Source organism: Terriglobia bacterium (assembly GCA_032252755.1).
GTDB lineage: Bacteria > Acidobacteriota > Terriglobia > Terriglobales > Acidobacteriaceae > JAVUPY01.
In genome coordinates this window covers 72,489-94,533 of sequence record JAVUPY010000010.1, presented here as the reverse complement: position 1 = coordinate 94,533, position 22,045 = coordinate 72,489, and the positions used below count along the sequence as shown (strand labels likewise).

The 22,045-nt window shown below is 57.1% G+C and carries 18 protein-coding genes and 2 tRNA genes; 9 read left to right on the top strand and 11 right to left on the bottom strand.

Annotated features, from left to right (window positions below; all coding sequences use genetic code 11):
- Positions 1-962 precede the first annotated feature (962 nt).
- Together ROO76_01925 and ROO76_01920 are read left to right on the top strand one after the other, a co-directional pair.
- Positions 963-1,595 (top strand): hypothetical protein, encoded by a 633-nt coding sequence (locus ROO76_01925; protein ID MDT8066902.1) that lies wholly within the window; start codon positions 963-965, stop codon positions 1,593-1,595.
- Between the two features lie 26 nt (positions 1,596-1,621).
- Positions 1,622-1,783: a hypothetical protein gene (locus ROO76_01920; GenBank protein MDT8066901.1), complete on the top strand. Its 162-nt coding sequence runs from the start codon at positions 1,622-1,624 to the stop codon at positions 1,781-1,783.
- Between the two features lie 221 nt (positions 1,784-2,004).
- On the opposite strand, the gene ROO76_01915 is transcribed toward ROO76_01920, so the two are convergent.
- The 5 genes from ROO76_01915 to ROO76_01895 form a co-directional block, all read right to left on the bottom strand.
- On the bottom strand, positions 2,005-4,452 hold the full coding sequence (locus ROO76_01915) for an ABC transporter permease (GenBank protein ID MDT8066900.1): 2,448 nt from the start codon (positions 4,450-4,452) through the stop codon (positions 2,005-2,007).
- A 708-nt stretch (positions 4,453-5,160) separates the two neighbouring features.
- The gene (locus ROO76_01910) at positions 5,161-6,054 is read right to left on the bottom strand and encodes a hypothetical protein (GenBank protein MDT8066899.1); all 894 of its coding nucleotides are present in this window, start codon (positions 6,052-6,054) and stop codon (positions 5,161-5,163) included.
- 369 nt (positions 6,055-6,423) lie between these two features.
- Positions 6,424-6,609, bottom strand: a complete 186-nt coding sequence (locus ROO76_01905; GenBank protein MDT8066898.1) for a hypothetical protein — start codon at positions 6,607-6,609, stop codon at positions 6,424-6,426.
- A gap of 1,088 nt (positions 6,610-7,697) precedes the next feature.
- Positions 7,698-8,249: a hypothetical protein gene (locus ROO76_01900; protein ID MDT8066897.1), complete on the bottom strand. Its 552-nt coding sequence runs from the start codon at positions 8,247-8,249 to the stop codon at positions 7,698-7,700.
- Positions 8,250-8,263: 14 nt separating this feature from the next.
- Positions 8,264-8,926 carry a hypothetical protein gene (locus tag ROO76_01895; GenBank protein MDT8066896.1) on the bottom strand — a complete coding sequence of 221 codons (663 nt, stop codon included), beginning with the start codon at positions 8,924-8,926 and terminating at the stop codon, positions 8,264-8,266.
- On the opposite strand from ROO76_01895, the gene ROO76_01890 reads away from it, so the two are divergent.
- Positions 8,910-9,221, top strand: coding sequence for a hypothetical protein (locus ROO76_01890; protein MDT8066895.1), 312 nt, complete (start codon positions 8,910-8,912; stop codon positions 9,219-9,221). The genes ROO76_01895 and ROO76_01890 overlap by 17 nt on opposite strands.
- Before the next feature lie 91 nt (positions 9,222-9,312).
- On the opposite strand, the gene ROO76_01885 is transcribed toward ROO76_01890, so the two are convergent.
- The 5 genes from ROO76_01885 to ROO76_01865 all read right to left on the bottom strand — a co-directional run bounded on the left by ROO76_01885 (position 9,313) and on the right by ROO76_01865 (position 13,644).
- Positions 9,313-9,387: transfer RNA gene (locus ROO76_01885), tRNA-His, on the bottom strand.
- A 127-nt stretch (positions 9,388-9,514) separates the two neighbouring features.
- Positions 9,515-10,783, bottom strand: a complete 1,269-nt coding sequence (locus tag ROO76_01880) for a nucleotide sugar dehydrogenase (protein MDT8066894.1) — start codon at positions 10,781-10,783, stop codon at positions 9,515-9,517.
- A 267-nt stretch (positions 10,784-11,050) separates the two neighbouring features.
- Positions 11,051-11,599, bottom strand: coding sequence for a 2'-5' RNA ligase family protein (locus tag ROO76_01875; protein MDT8066893.1), 549 nt, complete (start codon positions 11,597-11,599; stop codon positions 11,051-11,053).
- 150 nt (positions 11,600-11,749) lie between these two features.
- Positions 11,750-12,433, bottom strand: a complete 684-nt coding sequence (locus ROO76_01870; protein MDT8066892.1) for a transposase — start codon at positions 12,431-12,433, stop codon at positions 11,750-11,752.
- A 428-nt stretch (positions 12,434-12,861) separates the two neighbouring features.
- Positions 12,862-13,644: a hypothetical protein gene (locus ROO76_01865; protein MDT8066891.1), complete on the bottom strand. Its 783-nt coding sequence runs from the start codon at positions 13,642-13,644 to the stop codon at positions 12,862-12,864.
- Between the two features lie 183 nt (positions 13,645-13,827).
- Here ROO76_01865 and ROO76_01860 point away from each other — a divergent pair, with 183 nt between their 5' ends.
- The 3 genes from ROO76_01860 to ROO76_01850 all read left to right on the top strand — a co-directional run bounded on the left by ROO76_01860 (position 13,828) and on the right by ROO76_01850 (position 19,003).
- Entirely contained in the window at positions 13,828-15,564 is a 1,737-nt protein-coding gene (locus ROO76_01860; GenBank protein MDT8066890.1) for a winged helix-turn-helix domain-containing protein, read from the top strand.
- Between the two features lie 50 nt (positions 15,565-15,614).
- A complete protein-coding gene (locus ROO76_01855) occupies positions 15,615-16,040 on the top strand; it encodes a carboxypeptidase-like regulatory domain-containing protein (protein MDT8066889.1) in 426 nt (141 codons plus the stop codon).
- 452 nt (positions 16,041-16,492) lie between these two features.
- Complete coding sequence (locus tag ROO76_01850; protein ID MDT8066888.1) at positions 16,493-19,003, top strand: hypothetical protein; 2,511 nt, start codon at positions 16,493-16,495, stop codon at positions 19,001-19,003.
- A 9-nt stretch (positions 19,004-19,012) separates the two neighbouring features.
- On the opposite strand, the gene ROO76_01845 is transcribed toward ROO76_01850, so the two are convergent.
- Positions 19,013-19,089 (bottom strand) — tRNA-Pro (locus ROO76_01845).
- A gap of 185 nt (positions 19,090-19,274) precedes the next feature.
- Here ROO76_01845 and ROO76_01840 point away from each other — a divergent pair.
- From ROO76_01840 to ROO76_01830, 3 genes are all read left to right on the top strand, one after another.
- On the top strand, positions 19,275-19,907 hold the full coding sequence (locus ROO76_01840) for a hypothetical protein (GenBank protein ID MDT8066887.1): 633 nt from the start codon (positions 19,275-19,277) through the stop codon (positions 19,905-19,907).
- Positions 19,908-20,046: 139 nt separating this feature from the next.
- The gene (locus ROO76_01835; protein MDT8066886.1) at positions 20,047-21,501 is read left to right on the top strand and encodes an FAD/NAD(P)-binding oxidoreductase; all 1,455 of its coding nucleotides are present in this window, start codon (positions 20,047-20,049) and stop codon (positions 21,499-21,501) included.
- Between the two features lie 3 nt (positions 21,502-21,504).
- A complete protein-coding gene (locus ROO76_01830; protein ID MDT8066885.1) occupies positions 21,505-21,720 on the top strand; it encodes a hypothetical protein in 216 nt (71 codons plus the stop codon).
- The last annotated feature ends 325 nt before the right edge of the window (positions 21,721-22,045 follow it).

Sequence of the window (22,045 nt, the reverse complement as noted above, 5' to 3'; positions counted from 1 at the left end):
GGTCCGGCGGCCCTCACCGTGACTGAATCAGGACAAAGCTATACTTGGGACGCGGCGCTGAACTATCAATAAGGTCACGCAGAGGACGGTGGTTTGACAGGAATTTTGTGAGTGGACAGGTTCTGACATTGTGGCGTGAGCCCGTTGCCCCACATTTGCCGCTGGTAGGCTACTCCAATATCGCTGAGATTGGACTCGAATTGGGAACAGTTAGTCGAGGTGTTCTTGATGTACTGGGAAGTGCAGCTCGATGCAAGATATTGTCCGCTACGGCACTGCTTTCGCGTGATCTTCTGCTACCCATTTCGTCACGAACCTGCCATGTCACGCACAGCTACATGACCTCGAACAACTTGGATTTGAAATATTGGACAGCGGAGATCGGAATGTCCGACTGCGAAAATCTCCGTGACTCTACGCGATTCATTCGTAGGGTGAGATGATGCGCTTTAGACCGATACAGCCGCTTCTTAAAGCCCTTCACACCTGACAAAAGTAACTTACGTCGGTAAGGGCTTTGCAGGGCCGATTTTCTTTGACTTTCGTTTTTCCAATGTTAAAGTCCATCCTGTTGTAAGCGGGTTGGACTTCGGGGGAGGGCCAACTCCATTTACCAAGGTTGAGTGAACGGGGAGCTTTGAAATGGCTCCCCGTTCGCTTTTCTTATTGACAGGTGCTTGCTTTAGTCTATTTTGCATTAATTCTCTCCCCTGAGGGCAAGCGGACAGATTCAAGTGCAATAAAGGGATACGTACCCCGGCTCCCGGTTTTGTCCGCTTCTTCCGAAAAACAAGGCGATCCGACCGCACCGCAGTGGTACCTGCACATTTCTCTGTCCGAAAGTGGCTCTGATGTAGTTCGGGGCGACTCGATTCGGCACACTTCTTTACACGGAAAACTCCCTAGTCCAGTTCTGGCGTGCATCTCACTTGCTATAACCCTTTTTTCAAGGAGTGCAGAGAATGCACAAATTTGTAGTCATATTGGCCTGCGTGTTGTTAATTCCATTCACACTAGCGGCCCAGAATAACGGTCCCGGGGCAGCATACGGCGAGAGCGCATCCAGAGCGACTATCTTTGGCGGATATTCGTATCTACGAAACAACGGCAACAGTTTTAATGGTTGGGTGGGACAAGGCACGTTCAATTTCAACCGCTACGTTGGTGTTACGGCGGATCTGAGCGGCGACTATCGGACTGCAGCCTCTACTTCAGTCCTGGGAGTGTCTGCTTCCGCCAATCAGCACCTATACACCTACATGTTTGGCCCGACCGTAACCGCTCCCTTGGGCAGGAGCGCGGTCTTCGCCCATGCATTATTTGGCCAGGCTCGCTCAAGCTTAGGAGGGGGCGTGAATATTCCGATCATTGGCGGGATCTCGACCGGGATAACCAGTGCCAACGCTTTTGCAATGGCCTTCGGCGGCGGTGTCGACATAGGGGTGAGCCAACATCTCGCTATTCGGGCGGCCCAGGTGGATTTTCTCCGCACGCAATTCAACGCGACCGACGCACTAGCGACGGGTCTGTCGAGTAGCCTCGGGAATAGCCAGAACACAATGCGCTATTCGGCAGGTCTTGTGTTTCGGTTTTGATGCTGATGGTGGTGTGAAAAACTTTGATGCCGATAGGCATCAACCTCTACGCCCCCAATGCCAACGTCTATCGCAAGCCCGATGGGACGCCTTGGCCGCTGGCGCGCGACAAGGGCGAAATGCTGGTCACCCGTCGAGGACTTCACACGCCGGGAAGTCGTGATCGTGGAGTATGGCGGCCAATTTAGGCGTCGCAGTACGATCTGTTCATTGATTGCGAATGCCCCCTAGGACAGTAAATCAGGCCTGATGGGTCTCGGTAAGGACAGTGCTGGCAATTGGGCAGCGCGTTCAATTCGCTGGCTGGCACTTCGGAAGTTCCACGCACCGGGCTGGGTTCAGTGGTCAAGTTCTGACCCAGAACGCTCGAAGGCTTGCGTTCAAGAGGTTTTTCCGCCACGGTTGCATCTCACTCGTACCGCAGCGCGACGATGGGATCGACATTGGTGGCGCGCCGCGCGGGGACATAGCAGGCGATCGCGGCGACAACCGCAATGAGCAGCGCCACGCCCGCGAACGTCATGAAATCGAATGGCGTCACCCCAAACACAAGGCTTTGCAGCAGACTTCCGCCGGTGAGCGCACCCGCAACTCCCAACCCGAGACCCACTGCCACCGGCAGCAGCCCCTGCCGCATAATCATCGTGACCATCTGCGAGCGCTGCGCTCCCAGCGCGGTGCGGATACCAAATTCGCGCCGCCGCTGCTCGACCGAGTAAGCCAGCACTCCGAAAATCCCCAGGCCGGCAAGCAACAGGGCCGACAGAGCAAACATGGAAATCAGCGACATCTGAAACCGTCGCCCTTCCACGTTCCGCGCAACCACTTGCGACATCGGCTGCAAAGAGACGATTGGCACGTCCGGACCGGCCCGATGAATGACCTTGCGCACCGCGTCCGCAACGCTTGTTGAATCTTGGCTCGTGCGCACCACAAATGCGGCCGACATGGGAGCGCTCGGTGGCTCCAACGCCCAGGAATCGGCGACATAAACCATGTAGAGCGGCGGTTGATCCAGGCTGGTGCGGATGTCGCCCGCGACTCCGACCACTTCACTGGGACTTTCAGCAAGGGGTCCCCAGTGAGCAGCGCACATTTGTCCAACCGCGTTCCGTTTCGGCCAAAGCCGTCGCGCGAGATTCTGCGAGACGATCACCCGACGTTTGCCGCGGTCCTCGGCGCTGAGCGCGCGCCCACTCACCAGCGGAATTCCCATCGTTCGGAAATAGTCGGGGCTCACCACCCGATAATTGGCGATGGGCGCCTCCGCGGGGGGAAGCGTATCTCCCGGCAGGTTGATGCCGGTCACGGACCCTTGACCTTGCAGTGGAAGGATACTCACCCACGCCGCCGAGCGCACGCCTGGCAGCGAACGGATCCCATCCAGCGCGTCCCGGTAGAAACCTTTGCGCGAATCGGCTCCTTTATAAACGACAGGAGGCAAATCGATCGTGGCGGCGAGTACGTGATTGACGCTGAAGCCCGGATCAAGATCGAGCAAGCGCAGAAGACTGCGGCCGAGCAGTCCGGCGACGATCAGGAGCGCGGTGCACAGGGAGACCTCTACTGTGATGAGCGCTGAACGCAAGGTCCGCGTGCGGTGGCTCTCGGTCGCGCTCCGGGTGGCTGCTGCGAGCGTCTCGCGTAGATCGGCCCGCGATACGAGCCATGCCGGCAGGGTCCCGAACAACACGGCGGTGATCAGCGTTGCCAACAATGCAAAGCCAACAACGCGGCCATCCATCGTCACTTCGCTGAGCCGTGGAATTCCCGCCGCGCCGAAGTGGACGAATGAAGCAACGGCAACTTTGGCAAGCACGATCCCGAGCACACCGCCACAGGTCGCCAGCAGTACGCTCTCGACCAGCATTTGTCGCATCAGGCGCGATACGCTGGCGCCCAGGGCCTTGCGAATGCCGGCACCGGACATCCGTCCCGGCGCGCGAGAAAACAGCAGGTTCGCCAGGTTCACGCAGATCATCAACAACAGCACGCCAACCGAGGCAAGCAGCAGGACCAATCCCTTTCGCGAAGAACCGACTATCTGCGATTGCAACGGCGAGAGGTCGGCGCGCAGATCGAAATTCGTATGCGCCTGCTGCGCGATTCTGGCCTGGATCACATTCAGTTCGGCTAACGCTTTCGCCGGCGTCACTCCCGCCTTCAGCCGTCCGATCGCCGTGAAGTCGAATTCGCCGATAAGGTCGGTTTCGTAAGGTTTTGGCCCGTTGAGTGGAACCACGAACTGTGCGTTGCTCGCCAGGCCATTCACATGTCCGGGAAACTGGAACGACTTCGGCAACACCCCCACAACGCTATACGGAATTCCATCCAGCGTGACCGAGCGGCCCACGATCTCTGGATCTGCCTTGAACCGGTTGCGCCAGAACGCATCGGTAAAAATCACCGCATGTCCCCGGTCCGGCTGATCTTCTTCGGCCTGGAACAGCCGCCCGCGCGCAGCATTCACTCCCAGCAGCTTCAGAAAATTAGCCGAGGTGCGCGTCCCATGGATCAGTTCCGGTTCGCCGTCGTCGCTAATGATCATCGACGTCGATTCCCCGATGCCGATCTCATCGAACGAATGAGCTTCCCTTTGCCAGATCTGGAAATCCGGCAGGTTGGCGTCCAGCAACGGCATTGATTTCACGACTTGCGGCACAATCTCGTGAATGACGTAAAGCTGCCGTGAATCGCGAAACTGTAGTGGCCGAAGGAGAACGCCGTTGACCACGGAGAAAATCGCCGTATTCGCGCCGATCCCGATAGCCAGGGTGAGGACGGCGATGGCCGTGAACCCGGGTGACTTGCGCAGCACCCGCACTGCATAACGAAGATCTTGCAGAAGTAATGACATGAATATCCTGACTTGCTAATTGGCTTCTGCCATAATTTCTTTCACGATACTGCCGTCGAAGAAGTGGACTTGGCGGGTGGCATGGCCCGCGAAATGGGAACCGGTAGTTCCCGCAGATGGCTTCTTCCTACTGCGCGTCACGCAGCAGGTTCATCCTGATCCATCTCTTTGATCTTCCTTGCAACTCGCGTTCCATTCCGAAACTCAACCTAAGCTGTTGGTTTCGCGGGCTGGTGAGCGGCAATACGACCTTCCGGTGTTCGCTCGTGAGATTCCACTGTTCGCAAACGGACAGCTCGCGCCTTCCACACCTCTGCGGAAACCCCGCCGAACTTGGCAGACCCAGGACGGGGCACTCGCGAAAACAGTACGACACGGGATTCATTGCTGCTCAAAGAAGCGTTGGCATCTTCCCATCATGATGCTTTTGCCAACCTGATGCTTCTACGGGACGTATCCTGGACCGCGCAGCACTTTGCCGGGAGGCGCGCCGGTCATCTTCAGGGCTCTCTTCGGTCCTGCATAGTCCCACGACTGTTTTGCGGTCCAAGCCTACAAAAGAACAGTGTGCAAGCACGTGGGACCCTGTGATTGCTGAAGCGTAAGCCAGTTGCCGACGCGCACGCCCAACCATTTCATTCCTTTCACATGCCGATTCCGCCCACGTGCGCCGCAAGCCGTGGCCCCTGACCAACCCTCGCGAGAACCTTAGCGGTCCATCAGCGTGATCGAGCAGTAGCCATACACTGTCGGGCTGGTGGTCCCGTCAGGGAATAAGTTGTCGAGCGGGAGCCAGTAGCCCTGCCTTCCTTCGTCAAAAAAGACGCCCCGGGCCATGTTGATGCTTGGCTCCGCCGGTGAGATTAGCGTTCCCTCTGCAGTGCAATCGTTGTGAACCGTGATCTTACCGGAGACAGGGAATCCTAATCCAGGGGGGTCGGTGGGAAAAGCGTCACTGGTGATCGGCCCGACTTTGCCAACCATGCGTCCAGAATAATCACCACCCGGCGAGATCAGCATCTGGATTTGAAACGCACCCGCGAAAATATTATCGGGCGGAGGCGAAACGACAGAGAGTGGGAGCAGATCGCTGCACTCGAAAAGGTACAGGCCATGAACTTTGTTTTGACCACAGGAACTGGTGATGCGGCGGGCTGTAGTGAACCAGGTCCCGGTAGCTATCGCGGTCTGCATCACCACACCGCGAATCTCACGACCGTTGTCAAGAACCACGAACTTTTCTTTGAGAATACTCTCACCAAACGCATATTCCATGGTACCGGTGCAGTTGTCGTTCAGGGTGAAAGTTGGGTAAAAGGGAAATGGAGCCAGTCCAAAATTAACCGCACCGGCAATACCCCAAGAGGAGCCTTCGCCGGAACCGTCCGGATTGATGGTGAACCAGCCGACGAACGCGATGGGAGCGTATGAGGCCTTCCAGTGAAAGCCATCCCCTGGGCCGGCGATCGTGCTGGAGCCAATAGATTTGAAAGCGTAAGTTCCGGCGAGGTTCTGCATAGTGCAGACACCCTGCCCATAAGCCGCAGAAACGCACAGCGACAAGCAGAGGAACAACACAGCAAGTCCATATCTGCCGTTCATGGATTTCTCCTTTGGCGCAAGAAGCGCTATTCCGGGCCGCGACTGTGGAGATACCGTGAATTTCCTGCGTTCATCCACAAAAGACGATCACAGGTGTTGTTCGGGATCGGCCGCAAAGGATTGGGTCTTGTCTCAGAGGGGGTGCATCTCTGTTGAGGAAAGCTCCTCAGTGAGGCACCACAAATTTTGGTCTGCCTTAATAGAAAAGTCAATAGACAGATATTCTCGCCTCGGGCGGCAGATGTGTCCGATTGTCGGGCTTGAGCCAATGATTTTAGAGTAGGTCAGTTTGTTTGCGATAAATCTGATACTGCCAACTAGATTCGACATTCGGTGCAGAACAAGTCGTAACCTTCGGTATGTTGAACTCTATTGATGACCTTTTCTTCCGACAAGGTCTCTGAGGCGGGAGAGCTTCTCGTTGGTCACCGAGGTATGGGTCTCGAACGCTAATTCGGACACCAACGAGTGCTCATCTTCTGTCAGCTTGTGCAAAAGGATTTTCTGGGCTTTCTTATAGAGATCGGCGAATTCGTGCTGTCGGTCAAGTACCATAAGTGCCTCTACGCAAACGGCTCAACATTTCAGGCTTGCTGTTCCGGCTACGCGGATGCTGCCTTTCTCTGACGGGGAGACAAAACGCTTTCGCCCTCTCGATCTAAGCTTACATCCCAGCTCCCGAAACAGTTCTCACAAAGCCATACCGTCTTTGTTTTTGCGTGACCCGGCTTCGGGTCTCTGATATGGAAATGGAAAAGCTTACCCTCTCCCATCTTGTGCCAGTGGACTGAACAGAAAGGTACAGCGCATCGTTCAAGACTTGTATCGTTCATGGGACTTCTCAGCTTTCGCGGAGCGTATGTCTCGCTATACGAATGACCACGGAGAGAACCTTCAGACAGGCTGACTTAGTTCAGGAATCTGAAAGAGGAGCGGGACAACTTCCTCTATCTCCACGGTGCGCCGATTGGCGGGCAATGTCAAATAGGACAATGTTACCTAAATCCTTCGGGTTGAGGCTCAATTGTCCCGGGTATCTGGGAATGCCTTCAGGCTACATGTTCACCTGCATGGCGAAGCCGATCCACCCACAAGAACTGCTCGCTCAAATGGGTGAGAATCCCAAACGTGGGGACCGCGGACCATTACCTATTGCCTAAAATTGAACGAGGAGCCGTTGGTCGGCTCCCGTTCTTTCGTCCCGTTATCGAGGGGTGGGACGGAAGGCGGTACATGGTTGCGAATGACTTACGCTCTCCCAAGAGGTGGGTCACGCAACCGAACAGTTTCGACACTGTACACGAGACGAACGATACTAGTTAGTAGTACGCTGCCTACATCGACATTGTCTGTTAAGCCACAAGAGCTATTGAAACCGATCCCTTGAACGGACGACTCCTTGCGAGCTCACCGGGGCGGCCCTAAAGACGTAACTATGCGAGGTCACCGCAAGGACGGTCAGTAGGGGCCAATCCATCCAGACCAGTGCGGCCAAGCGCTCGGTCCAAAAACCCATCGGTTGCGGGCATCACATGTGGCTGTCTCTTAAAGGGTGTGTGCCACCGTCTTTCGAGTATCAGAAACAGCTATCTTCGGAACCGGCTAATTGGCACACCTGCCACTCGTCAAGTTGTTCTTGGTTGTCAGACTGCAGCCTTGGCAGCTCCGGCCCTCACTAACTGCTCTAGTTCTTTCTCGAGCATTTGCGGGTTATGGCAGACGTAAAGCTGCCATTTACCAAACTGGCCCAGGTTGTTGACTGCCGAGACCCACCGTCGTGCTGCGTCGTGTTTGGCCTTTGCCTGGTTATCTTCAAGACCCTTTACCTCAAGCAGCAGTGTCACCCCATTCGACAGACTCGCAAGGTAATCGGGTTCGTAAGTATGCTCGACGTCGAGGTATTCGTAAGGAATAACAAGACCGAGCCGGTCATTCTTCACATAACTTCGGACGAATCCGGAACGAACTGCTTTCTCCAGTCGAAATGCCGCGCTTTGTTCCCATTCTTGTGTGTCTGCAACCACCTGGTTAACGTGGCTGGTCGTGGTTGCGAAGCAGGGCTTCGTTGTCTTGAAATCGATATCTGCCGTGGTGCCGAGCTGGTGGTAGCGGTTGAGAACCGGCATCAGTGGTGGTTCGCCCTGTTCGTCGTCAGGCTCGATTCGGTCACGGAACCGCTCTACAATACGCATCACATATTTCTCAAGGCCTAGCTCGCACGGATCTCGCCCTGAAAATCAACTTTCTTCGCGATGTACTCCTCCACGAATGCATAGACCTGCGGGAATAGCTGGTGCCTTGACTGGAGCCGAAATACCCGAGCCCGGGCGTCACTTCCATCCTTTCCAATGACTGCCAAGGATTCGACTATCAGCCGGGTGATTTGGAACTTGATCGTCTGGATGTGGTTGTTGGCGTAATACTGCTGCCGGTCCTGTACGGTGACAGGAACCTGAAGCCCCCCGACGGTAGGGCTTCCCTCGCGATATCCGACAGTCGCCGAAATGAATGTTGCCGTCGGTTCGCGGTTTGGCTCGATGATGAGCCGATCCATTGAATCCACGTCGCATCGGATTAGGTTCTTGCGGAGAGCGAAGGCGTAGCCTTCAACGATCGGGAAGCGGATCTCCAGATGTTTGCGCTCGGGCAGGGCGTGAACGTGATTCTTAGGTTTATCTTCTTCTGCCTTTGATTTAACCGGCCGCCCCTTGAAAGGAATTACCGAAAAAGGGATGCCGTAGACATCCACGTACTCTTCGATCAGAAGACCCGTCGCGGGATCGGGGGTGTAGTCCATGCGGCGGAGCCCACGTCCGACCACCTGCTCGCAAAGCAACTGGCTGCCGAAGGCCCGAATGCCGAGGATGTGCACGGCCTGGCAAGGCGATCATGTTGTACGGGACCAGTTGAAGCCGCTGCTCGTGCACCTTGGAATCACGATCGCCGGTGCGCATGCGTTCCGGCACCTCAATGCAAGTCTGATGGACCAACTTCGCGCACCCGACAAGGTGCGACAGGAACGGCTGGGACATCTGGACTTCAACGACGTCACGCTCAACATCTACAGTCACGCTGACTCTCGAGATCATCGCGCTGTAGCTGACGAACTCGGCAAGCTGCTGGCGCCCGCAGCGCTGGCGGAGATGCCGACATCGGGAACCATGTAATTCGAAAGAAAGTTGTGCCCTTTTGTGCCCAACTCGGGATAAGATCGATGCCTATGTTGCTGAAAGCGCGAGTAGATAGATCAGAGGGGTTTGGGGTGGGTGGTGGGATTCGAACCCACGACAGCCGGAGCCACAGTCCGGAGTTCTACCACTGAACTACACCCACCATGCGGTGAGACCTTGATTATAACAAACCCAGCCAGGCCGAGGACTGCCCTACTCCGGACATAAAAACGCCCGGTCCGAAGACCGGGCAGCCGAGGTTACGGCTCGCCTGAAACCGGGAGTCCGTATCATGCGCGTCCAATTCCCAGGTACTCGAATCCCATACCTCGCAGACGCTCACAATCCAACAGATTCTTTGTGTCGATGATCAGCGGTCGGCGAACGATCCGCTTCACCTTGTCGAAATCCAGCGTACGAAACTCGGGCCAGCCTGTGCCCACAACCAGTGCATCCGCACCTTCGAGCGCCTCGTAAGCGTTTCCACACAGACGCACGGCATTGCGCAGTTCAGCCTGGGCTTCCTGCGCGGCCGCCGGATCGTACGCCCGAACCTTGGCGCCTTTCGCCGCCAGGCTTCGCGCCAATCGCACCGAGGCCGACCCAACCACCGAATTCGTATTCGGCTTGAATGCCAACCCGAGCAGCCCGACTTCCTTTTCCGTCAGGCTATCCAGCGCATAGGTCATCTTTTCGAGAATGCGATCGCTGTGCGTCCGATTCACCTCGCGCGCCGCCGACAGAACTTTCAACGAAATTCCATTTCCGATCGCAAGTTGCGCCAGCGATTCCATGTCGCCTTCCACAAAGTTCCCGCCGAGGCCTACGCCGGGCTGCAAACATCGCGGAGCGATGCGTTTGTCCAGCCCCAATGCCAATGCCAGGTCAACAGCATCCCCGTTCACTTTTTCGCAGAGTGTTGCGAGTTCGTTGATGAACGAGATCTTGGTCGCGACGAACGCCGTCGACGCTTCCCGCACGAGTTCCGCCGTCTCGAAATTCGTCACGATCACCGGGATTCCGCGCATCACGAGCGGCCGGTAGACCGACTTCAGGACCTGCACGGCGTCCGACGATGTCGTTCCCAGCACGATGCGGTCCGGCCAGTTGAAGTCTTCCACGGCGCATCCCGAGGTCAGGAAGAGCGGATGCGAAACAACCGGGTTCTGGCGGTTGGCCGCCCGGAGTTTCTGCACAACCCGAGCCGCTGTCCCGACCGGCGCCGGCGTGCAGACCGCAATGACTGCGTCCTGCCCCATCAATCCCGCCAGCCGAACCGCCGTGTCTTCCAGGTACCGGTGGTCGTCTTCCGCGAGAAAAATCACCCCCGCCCGCGACGCCTGGTTCTCGAGGTCGGTCGAGTAGACGAGCCTCCCCGCTCTCACATTACGGCGAATGATCTCCTTGAGGTTCTTCTCATAAAAGGGGATATTCCCCTGCGCAAGTTCCATCAGGCGGACGGTATCAGCGTCAAAGCAGGTAACAGGCGTACCGAAATCGGCGATGCAGGCCGAGACAATCGTGGCCACGTAACCGGAGCCATACACGGCTATTTGCATTGGGATCCTCCCCGGCAACGGAGCCCGCCCATGAGTTTGCTGGGGGAGGGAGTGCGTCTGGGCGGGCTGTCCGCCGGTGCAACGTTAGTTCTATGTTCTAGGTGGGTTCATTCGCAATGCCGATTGTGTACATGCACTTCCGGAAGTACATGCACCAAAATCAAACTGGAGTTGGCATGGAAACAATGGGTGGAGTAAGAGCTGCTTATCTACAGCTTCTTGAAACCTTCGCTTCGCGGAGCCCCTTTGGCGCTCTTTCCGTAATTCTTATCGTACCCGCGCAGGTGCACGCTGCCCCAGTTCGATCGGCACAATGTCTGTCCATTCCGTTCCTGTGCCGCGCACAAAAGTAAGGCTATTGATCCCAGTCCGACGTTTACCCTCGTAGCGATCCCAGCGATCACGTGAGATGCAATACACTTCGCGCGCCCGTTCTGGCGAGGATACCTTCGCAATCGTCAAGTGCGGCATGTAGGGCAGGGGTTCTCTAAATTCGAGCGCGCCGGAATTCACCAAGTCGTGCAGTTCCCTGAGCTTGTAGGCTGCATAGGAAATCTGAAGGAAAACCGTTGGCGTTGTAGGCAGAAATGCCTCTACCCCACCCATGGAGATTTCGAAAGGGTCGACGTTGCGACAGAGCTGCACAAGTTGCTCGACCGCATCGGCTTCCGATCCGTGCAGGGGCCGCGGAGGAAGAATGGAAACGTGTGCCGGAAGGTGGGCAAACTCGGGATGTAATTCGCGCCGGAGGTTCTCGACAAATTCACCTAACGCATTACGAACGTAGGCCACCAGCGCATACTGCAGTTCGGGCATTGCGAAGATTATTATGCGCCGCAGGACGATAGCTTCGCAAGAAAGCGACTCTCCCACATCAACGGGCCTCAAGACGCCACACGTCCCGTGTCATACATCGTGAAATACGGAAATACAAAAATACGGGGACAGACGGAATATTCCCCAATTCTAGGCACCAGCTGTCACGATGAGTTGCGCGGCATCAACAGCGGAGTTCTTCGGCCGTCCTGCTTTTTTCGCCGCCAGCCGGCGTAACGTCATTTTCTCCAAACTGGCCACGAACTCCGGAGACCCCAGAGGTCGTCCTGTGTGCGTTGACCGCCGCAGCTCGTTCACTTCGCCTGGCGACCCGGCAACTTCAAGGAACTCCGCCCATTGCGCGGGCGTCCAGCGCTTTCGCCATCGCTCCATTTCGAGCGGCACATCTGCGGGTGCGGTGCCGCAGTGTACTCCGGCGCTCGACCACCTCCACTGGTCCGCCGCTTCCACCATCCGCGCGCGTACAGGATTCAGCTCAACATAGCGCAGCGCGATCCAGAGGTGCGCCTCGTCGAGCGGACAAGAATAGAACCGCCCCTGCCAGACGTGCCCGCTCGAGATCTGACGAGCATTCCAATACGTCGCGTAGCGTCCGTGCGCCTGTTTGAGCGCATGCGCCAGCCCTTTGGCCGTGTGCGGAACCACAACCAGATGCACATGATTGGACATCAGACAGTAGCCCAACAGCGAAAGCCCGTGAAGTTCTGCAGACTGTCGCAGCAATCCCAGGTAGGTGTTGCGGTCAGCGTCGTTGCCCAAAACGACTTGCCGGGCGTTACCGCGCTGGGTAACATGATGCGGAACATTTGCCACCACTACTCGCGCAAACCGAGCCATGCTTGAACGGTAGCAGAAGCATGGCAAACCGCCGAGAGCTTGTGGACGTTCGGCAGGATGAAACGACTTAAGATTCCCAAATTGGGCCGACAGAATTGGGGAATATTCCGTCTGTCCCCGTATTTTACGATATCCGCTTGTATTTTACGATATCCGCTTGGAAGTTATGCTCCGGCCATTCCACCTAGGAGCGCCTGTCCGAAGCTCACACCCATATCGTCCAGCTCAAGCTCCTGGAATCGTCCTTTGGCTCGTTGCCCATCCAGAATGGCCGACTGTAACCCTTGCGCATTCAAGAAATGATCCTGGGCCGCAACGTAGCCGGCCGCCAGCAGGAATGAAGCCCCAGGGCATCTCGTATCCAGCAGTCAGGCAGGCGCGGACGGTACCGCCCGCGCCTAAACTCACTGTCTCACCGTGGTCTCCTGCACCATCCAGCCCGGATCGGTAACGATGAGGTGTACCTCGCGCGACTCGCCCTCGCCGACGATCCTCCCAACCTCGTGCACTACCCCGACTGTGCTGCTGATTTCGAGCGATACAGTGCAGTCGCTGGTCACGGTGTAGGTTGCAGTCCAAGTATCATTCACGGGAGGCCCGCCGGCGAACATGATCGTGTCGCTCCCCCAAGCATTTCCCGCCCCATCGTAGTTGGCGGTGCCGACGTGCACCATGGGCGCGGGCGGGCCGCCAACAGCGATGGTTCCTTCACCGTAAAGAGCATATGAGCCCTTCAGGGTGGCGGGCGAGCAACCGCCTGCAGGGACGGGCTTGTCTTCTCCGAGCACGACAAAACCCGGATTGGTTACGACGAAGTGGAGCACTTGATTGCTCCCTCTGTCGGCGATCGTACCCGTGAACTGCATACCAGAGTGTTCACCCCAGTAGGTGCAATCGGGATTGACCCCGTATGTCCCGGTAAATGATCCGGGGGGCGCTGCGCCCACTCCCTCAGCAGCGCCGATGGACTCGCCAGTGAGATTGCCTTTGCCATCGAAGGTAATCGTACCGTTGGTGACGACCCGCATAGCAGGCTGTGTCATTAACACGCCCTGACCGTAAAACCCGTACGTCCCATTCAGAGTGGCCAGGGAACAAGTGCGTGGCGGAGCAGCCCAGCCGGCTGCCGCGAACGATACAAACAATACCGATATCAGCGCTTTCAACCCCGTTATCCTGTGCATCATATATGCCTCCTGATGATCTTTCCGAGATCCTCGCAATCCCGGCCGCAATAAGAAATAGAACGCGCCTTGTTTTCTGCTTACACTTGGCTTACCGCGTACTCGATTGATAGTTGCGGGGTTTACCGTTGACCCGTTTTGGCACCGGGAGTACGCTTTTGGCGGTCGTCACACAGGAGTCGGACTGTGCCCAACATTGTCCGCTTCGACTGCTACGAAGTTGACCTCTCCTCCGGTCAGCTTTACAAGCAGGGAACGAGAATCAACCTCCGCGAGAAGTCATTCGAGATTCTCGCCGCGCTTCTCGAATCTCCGGGCGAACTTGTCACTCGCGAGGAACTGCGTCATCGGCTGTGGCGCGAAGACGTGTTCGTGGATTTTGACAACAACCTGAATACCGCAATCGGGCGCTTGCGCGAGGCGCTGAGCGATTCCGCTGAACATCCCCGCTTTATCGAGACTCTGCCCCGGCGCGGCTATCGCTTCATCGGTGCGCTCACTTCTTCGGGCGCACCACAGTGCACATCCCGTCCCCGGCTTCTCGTGCTCCCGTTCCTGAACCTCGGAGGAAATCCCGCAGATGAATACTTCAGCGATGCCATGACGGACGAAATCATCACCGCGTTCGCCAGTCTCGCTCCGAAACAGCTTGCGGTGATTGCCCGCACGACGGCAATGCACTATAAGGGCAGCCACAAAGATGTGGCCACCATTGCCCGCGAATTGCGGGTGGACTATGTCCTGGAAGGCGGACTGCGGCGTACCCAAGAGCAGGTTTCCGCCAACGTCCAGCTCATTCAGACAAGCGACCAGACACACCTGTTCGCAAAGAAGTTCGACGCTCCGATCGCTGCAATATTCCACTTACAGGATTCGATTGCACACGCTGTAGGTCAACACATCCCAGGTGTCGCCGCGGATGTTTCCCGACGGGCCTCAGCCGGTATTGCTGATCGGGCTAATCCGACGGAGGATGTTGTCGCCTACCATTTCTACCTCAGGGGTCGGCAATACCTGCACAGCGCGAATTTCCTGGAGGCCAGACGGTGCTTCGAGCAAGCTCTGGCGTGTGATCCGCAGCTCGCATTGGCTTACGACGGTGTAGCGGAGCTCCACTGGTGGGCTGGGTTTTCGGGGCTCGTCCCTCCGAGAGAAGCCTTTGCGGCTGGGCTCTGGGCCGCAATGCGCGCGGTCGAAATCGACAACACCCTGGCCGAGACTCACGCATTGCTCGGCATCTTTAGAAAAGAACTGGACTATAACTGGCCTGAAGTCCAACGGGAAATGATGCGGGCTCTGGAACTGAATCCCGCATCCCCAATTGTGCGTTTTCGATACGCGATCAGTGGCCTCATGCCGCATGGGCGGCTGGCGGAATCCATCTCCGAACTTGAGACCTTGCTTGAGGCAGATCCTCTGGAATGGCAGGTACGCCTCTGGCTGGCGGTGATGCACTGGTTGAAGCGTGATTATGATCGGGGGCTTGACGAGGTAGACCAGATCCTCGAACTCGATCCCACATACCAGCCGGGCCATTTGGTGCGCGGTGAAATCCTAACGGCACGATGCGACTACCCGGAGGCCATCACAGCCCTTCGCCGTGCTGTCGAGCTTGCCGGCGGATCGCCCTTGCCGCTTGGCTGGCTGGGACTCGCGTTATCGCTCGGTGGGTACACCTCAGAAGCTCGGGAGCTACTGTCACGCCTGCACCAGTTGGCTTCTCAGGCGTACATACCTGCCACCAGTTTCGCCTGGATTCATTTAGGGTTGGGAGAATTCGAAGAGGCGTTCGGGTGGATGGACCGGGCTGTCGAGCAACGGGACCCGATGATGATCCCCGTCAAAACCTATCCTTTCTTCGACCCCCTCCGGGAGGATCCCCGGTTTCAGGCGCTGGTACGCAAGATGAACCTGACAGTGTAGACAGTCCTAAGAACGGATGGGTTCGTACTCGAGGCTCGCTGGAGGGGACGATGTGCAAGACGAGCACCTGCGTGCTGATGATGATCCTCTTGGTGGGGTGCAGCACCTGCCTCGCTCAGGTGGATTATTCCACGGCAACGCTGAAGGGAAGGATTTTCGATCCCCAACAACTCGCAGTGTCGGGCGCTACGGTTACGATAACCAGTCCCAGCACAGCCTGGACCCGAGTGGTGCGTACGGGCGGCGACGGAAGCTATATTGCGCCATTGCTTTCTCCGGGTGCCTACGTTGTCCGTGTCGAGGCCATTGGCTTCTCTACCGTCTTCGGAGCCGTTTCCGTTTCGGTCGGCGAGATAGTGAACTATAGAAATCCGAGAAATCCGAGAAATCCGGGGACAGACGGAATATTCCCCAATTATCGTTATGGTTCCTCAGCGTACGATTTCACCCGAAGCTTAGCTTCCCCGTCTGTGTGAATCAATGAATTCTCGCGTCATTCGCGCGAGAGGATGGCCCATTCCGAAATACACCCCCGCGTAACAAGTCGTTACTTCAATCCGCCCCGATCGTAGGCCAAAGAACTCGCGGCCCCGTTCCCACAGTGAACTACGCCCCTCGCACCCGAATTGCAAGAGTCTCGCTGTCAAGCCGGCTTTTTAGATTTAAGTTATTTTGTTTTCATAGTTTTACGGCGGAAATTTCCGTAAATTATTGAAAACAAATATCCGGCAAAGTAGGGGGTGGGGGGACTCGTTTACGATGGTGCTCTGCGATAGCGGCCGTTGCCAGCTACGCAGATGCCAATGTATTGTTAATAAAAGGGGTTAGTGACCAAACGTCCGATATTGACGGCGCTCCGCGTGGGCTGCGCTTCCTTTGGCCGGACTGCGGTCCTGCAGTTGCTCCATCATCGCTACGGAGACCGTCAATGACATCGTGCACCCACGTAGTTCCTTCTCCCGCCCAGCAACAGCCTGCGTACGACCCGCTGCTCGACGACATCGGATACATGACCTGCATGACCCTGGTGCTGCTCGGAAACTACGCCCAAACCGGGCACCTCGGCGGACCGCTGGCATACACGCCCTACAACGTCGCGGCGCACCTCGTTGGTCCGGAAAACGGCGGACTTCGTTACGACTACCGCCGCCCCAAGCATCCCTACTCCGACAAGTTCATGATGGCGGCGGGTCACTCTGTCCCTACCTGCTACGCGCTCTGGATGATCATGGGCGAAGCCCTGTATCGCAAGTATCAGCAGACCGGCGATCCTCGTTATCGCGTCGACCCGCACGAGGCAATGCTGGCGATCGACGCATTGGGATTCCGGCGCGGCGCGGGCGCGCTGAAGACGCTGCTCCACGAAACCAATTTAGAAGATCATCCGCTGTTTGCGCAGGCGAAGGGCCGCGGCATTCGCGCCCTCTCGGGACATGCCGAAAGCATCGACGTCACTAACGACGTAAACGGCGGCCCCTCGGGCATCGGCATCGCGACCGCCGCAGGCAAAGCGCTGTTCTGGGATGTCGCAGGCGCGCCGGAGTCGCCGAAAGTGATCGCGCTGGAAGGCGAATTCGCGCTCACCGAAGGTCACGCGCAGGAGTTGAAAACGCAGGCGCTCGCCCTGCAAGTGGGAAAGCGTTTACGCGTTATGGTTTCGAACAACAACGCGGGCATCGACGATTGCCTGATTGGCGGCGTTATCGCCGCGAAGTTCGACGGCTACGATCTTGTTGACCAATGGACGTCGTATGGATGGAACGTCTTCACCTTGTCGAACGGCAACGACTATAACGAAGTGACCGCTGCCCTGAAGGCAATGGACGCAGTCGATCCGAACGACCGCCGTCCAATCGTCGCAATCGGCAAAACCATCAAGGGCTACTGGCCCGCGGCCGCTGACGGAAAAGTCCCGGGTTATGGCGAACAATTGGTGAGTTACGCAAGCCATCCCTACGCACTGAAAATGAACTCGGAGTACTTTGTCGCGCTGGCGCAGACCTTCGAGAAGCATTACGGCGTGGAGTTCGAGGGCATTCGCAAAGGCCCAGTCACCGACAATCGCGAACGGTTGATTCAGTTCAAGACGAACATCGACGTCGTGATGTCGCTGCTGGACCGCAACGGACTGGGTGATCGCCTCGTAGATCGCCTGGTGAAGATCGGCGACACCGTGCGCGACGATGTGAAATTGCGCATCTCAGCCACCACCGATCCTTTTCAGGACGATCGCCTGCGTGTTGCGACGCTGCCGGAATCCCCGCAGAAGCTTCCGATTCGCAATGCCGTTTCAGGCAAGGAGAAGGAAGTCAGCATTTCACTCTTCAAGAAACCCGGCGAGATAGCCGGATCGCGCCGAGCCATTTCGGAAATTATCAAGTGGATGAATTACGTCACGGAAGGACGCTTCTTCACCTTGGCCGCCGACCTTTCGGAGTCGATCAACGTGGAGCACGGCAGCCTCTGGGGACATTACAGTCCCACAGACAATCCGCTGGGCACGCGGTTGAAAGCGCCTATTCAGGAAGCGGGTAACGTTTCCACCGCCATCGGCCTGGTGAGTCAAAGCGCTTCTGTCGATCCCGAAAAATTCGCCGGCGTTTGGGCCCTGAGCGGCACCTATGGAGCGTTCACCCCGCTCATGTACACCCCTGCGCGTGTCTGGAGTCAGCAAAATCAGGACAGTAAGTTCCGCGTCGGCGTGCTGCATATTCTTACCGCGCACTCCGGTCCTGAAACCGCGGCTGACGCTCGCACACACTTTGGCATCTTCGCGCCGCAAGTGTGGAAGCTGTTCCCGCGCGGTCAGGTGATCAACCTGAGCTTCTGGGATTACAACGACGTCGCGCCCGGCTATTTCGCGGCGGCGGAAATCGCGGCCCGCGATCCGCGCGTTGGCATCATTACCCTGGAAGTTGCGCGACCCGATTTCCCGGTCGCAGACCGAAGCCATTTTGCCGACTCCGACCTGCGCGCCGCCGCAAAGGGTCTTTACGTGATCCGCGATTTCGCACCCAACAAGCCGCGCCACGGTTATGTGATCGCGCAGGGATCCAGTTCCACCGTGAATCTCGTGAAGGTACTGCCGAAACTGGAAGCAGCCGGCATAAATGTCAAGGTGATCGCGGCGATCAGCGAGGAGTTGTTTGATCGCCAGCCGCAGGCATATCGCGACTCCGTGCTGCCGCCTGAGGCTCGCTACGATCTGATGGTCGTATCAACGGGCACCCGACGCATGTGGCCGCTTCGTAACCTCGGCCCTCTTACCGACGAGTATTCGCTCACGTCCGACTTTGACAATAGCTGGAGAACCGGCGGCCTCGAACGGGAAGTGATCGCGGAAGCGCATCTCGATCCCGACTCGATCTTCTCAGGTGTGGAGCGATTCGCAAACGATCACGAGCGCCGCATCGGCGATCAACGCAAGATGATTGGTTAAATTGAGGAATGGTCGGGGCGATAGGATTTGAACCTACGACCCCCTGCGCCCAAGGCAGGTGCGCTACCAGGCTGCGCTACGCCCCGACATGGATTCATTATATCTGAGTAGGCGTTTCGTTCGAGCAGACTGTAATACGGTCAGGACAGATCGGGCATGCGCCGAGAGAATGGCCGCGCGATTCGAGTTCAGAGTCATCGAGTTCAAGCCAGCTTTGACAAAGATCATGAGCCCGCCTAAACTACCTCCCCTACCACGCTGGAGGGCGCCCATGGCAGAGCAGGCGAAGAGCAACACTGGTGCGGGGGAAGATTCTCGCGTTCAGAGGGGCATTGCGGAGTTTCAATCACTGCTGGTTCCCGAGGAAACGATGGACGCCTATGCGGTTCAGCGCCGAATTTTCGCCCTGGCGCACCGGCGCCTCTTGGTTTGCGCCACAAGCGGGCGATTCATTGGAATGTCGCGCGGGCTGTTCGGCGGCTTCAGGCCGGATACCGTTCGTTGGCAGGACATCAAGGACGTGAACATTCGCGTCGGGATGCTCGGCGCCGATCTTACGATCTCTGCGCTTGCCACACCCGATCTCGCCGTTGCCGGTCAGACACGTGTTCTCAGTTTCCCGGGTCTTCGCAAGAACCAGGCCGAGGCCGTTTATCGCATCTGCCAGGCACAAGAGCAGGCTTGGCGCGAAAAACGCCGCGTCCGCGAACTCGAAGAACTCCGCGCAAAATCAGGCGGCATGCAGCTTGGCACTCCCACTGGAGAGATTATCGGCGCGGCCCGCACCGTTGCCGGGGATTCCGCGGCCGCACGACTCGCGCAGGCGAAACAAATGTTCGACCAGAAGCTGATTACCGACTCGGAATACGAATCGCTCAAAGCGCGAATCGTCGGAAGTCTTTAGGTCGAATAGGGTGTAGTACAATTTGCGCCGAATTTTCTCCCTTCGACGGTTCGGCATCTTGGAAGAGTTTTCTCAATTCCCCTCTTCACTCGCGTCGGCATTTGACTTCTAATATATGTACAACCTGCGGAGGTGCCGCATGGCACGCGCACTGGTCCTTGGCGCAGGTATTTCAGGTCATACCTGCGCAGCGTTCCTCCGAAAATGGCTGGGCAAGAGCGACGAAGTCACCGTTGTGTCGCCTCTCCCGACCTACAACTGGATTCCTTCAAATATCTGGGTTGGTGTTGGACTGATAAAGCGCGAGCAAGTTCTCTTTCCGCTCGCCCCCGTTTACGAAAACAAGCAAATCATTTTCAAACAGGCAAAGGCTCTTTCCATCCATCCCGAAGGGACCAGCGAGAATCCGGCGCCGTTCGTTGAAATCGAGTGGACCTTACCCTCCCGCAAGAGCGAGCGAGAGTTCGTTTATTACGACTTTCTCGTCAACGCAACTGGACCAAAGCTGAAGTTCGAAGCGACGGAAGGTCTCGGCCCGGGCAAGAACAGTTATTCCGTGTGCACCGCAGATCACGCCTCCGAGACGGCTCAAGCATTCCTGCACCTCGTTGAGCAGATGAAGAAGGGCGAACGCAAGCGGTTCATCGTCGGCACTGGACACGGGAGTTGCACTTGCGAAGGAGCCGCGTTTGAGTACGTCGTGAATCTTGAATTCGAACTGCGCGCCCGCGGAGTTCGTGATAAAGCCGAGATAGTCTATCTCTCAAACGAATACGAACTCGGCGATTTTGGCATGGATGGTATTTTCATCCGACGATCGGGGTACATAACGCCCAGCAAGATCTTCACCGAATCGCTGTTCGCGGAACGCGGCATCTCGTGGATCACCCGCGCGCACGTGGCACAGGTAGAGAAGAACCGCTTGCATTACGAAACGCTGGAGGGCGAACAGCGCGACCAGGACTTTGATTTCGCCATGCTCCTTCCGCCGTTCTCCGGCGTCGGTTTGAAAGCCTTCGATCGTCAAGGAAACGAGCTTACGGCTGACGTGTTCGCTCCCAGCGGCTTCATGAAGGTCGATGCTGACTACACTCCGAAACCTTACTTGGAGTGGCGTGCTCGCGATTGGCCGCGGTTCTATGTCAATCCGAAGTATTCCAACATCTTCGCGACCGGCATCGCTTTTGCACCTCCGCATCCGGTATCGCGTCCACATATCGGCCGAAACGGAACCCCGATCTTCGCGGCGCCTCCACGAACAGGCATGCCCTCGGCGATGATCGGCAAAGCCGTGGCCCACAGTATCGCCGACATCGTTCATGGCAGCCCCGAACCCACGCACACGGCATGCATGGCCGAGATTGGTGCCGCATGTGTGGCATCGGCCGGCGCCAATCCGTTTACCGGCACTGCCGCCTCGATGACGGTCTTCCCGATCGTTCCGGATTTTGAAAAGTATCCGCAGTACGGACGCGACCTGAATTACACGTCCGGCGAGATCGGACTTGCCGGACACTGGATCAAGATCATCTTGCACCATATGTTCTTGTACAAGGCACACCTGCGGCCCGGGTGGTCGCTGATACCGGAGTAGAACATGGCAACTACAGTTCATGGAACAAGCAGCCCGCGCCCGCCACTCACACCTACCCTCTACGCGACCAAGCCGACTCGGTTCACGGTATTCATTCGTACGTTCCTGCCATGGCAATTCTGGCGCTTCATCCGGATCAACCTGAAGATGCTCGTAATCATCCGGCGCAGCCACGTAACACACCCGTCCGGGAAGCAAATTCTTTCGGCGCCACGATAGGAACACCTGGAATTTTGTAACGATGCGCAGGGACCTGCATCTCTTTAACTGAGGGTGCATTATGCTGCGCATCTTTGTCTTTGACGAGCCGTTCACGTTGAAGCTCCGGGTGGAGGGAGAACTGAGCCGCGCCTCTCTGCCCCAATTCACAGCGGCAATTTCATCGGCCCGATCGAACCGCGGAGACCGAAAATTGCTGATCGATGTAGCCGGTCTCACAGTTGCCGATTCCGACGCCGAGCAAATGATCCTCAGGGAGAATTACACAGACGTTCACTACATCGGAGCGGCCAACAGGATTGCCGAGCTACTTCACGAGGAAGAA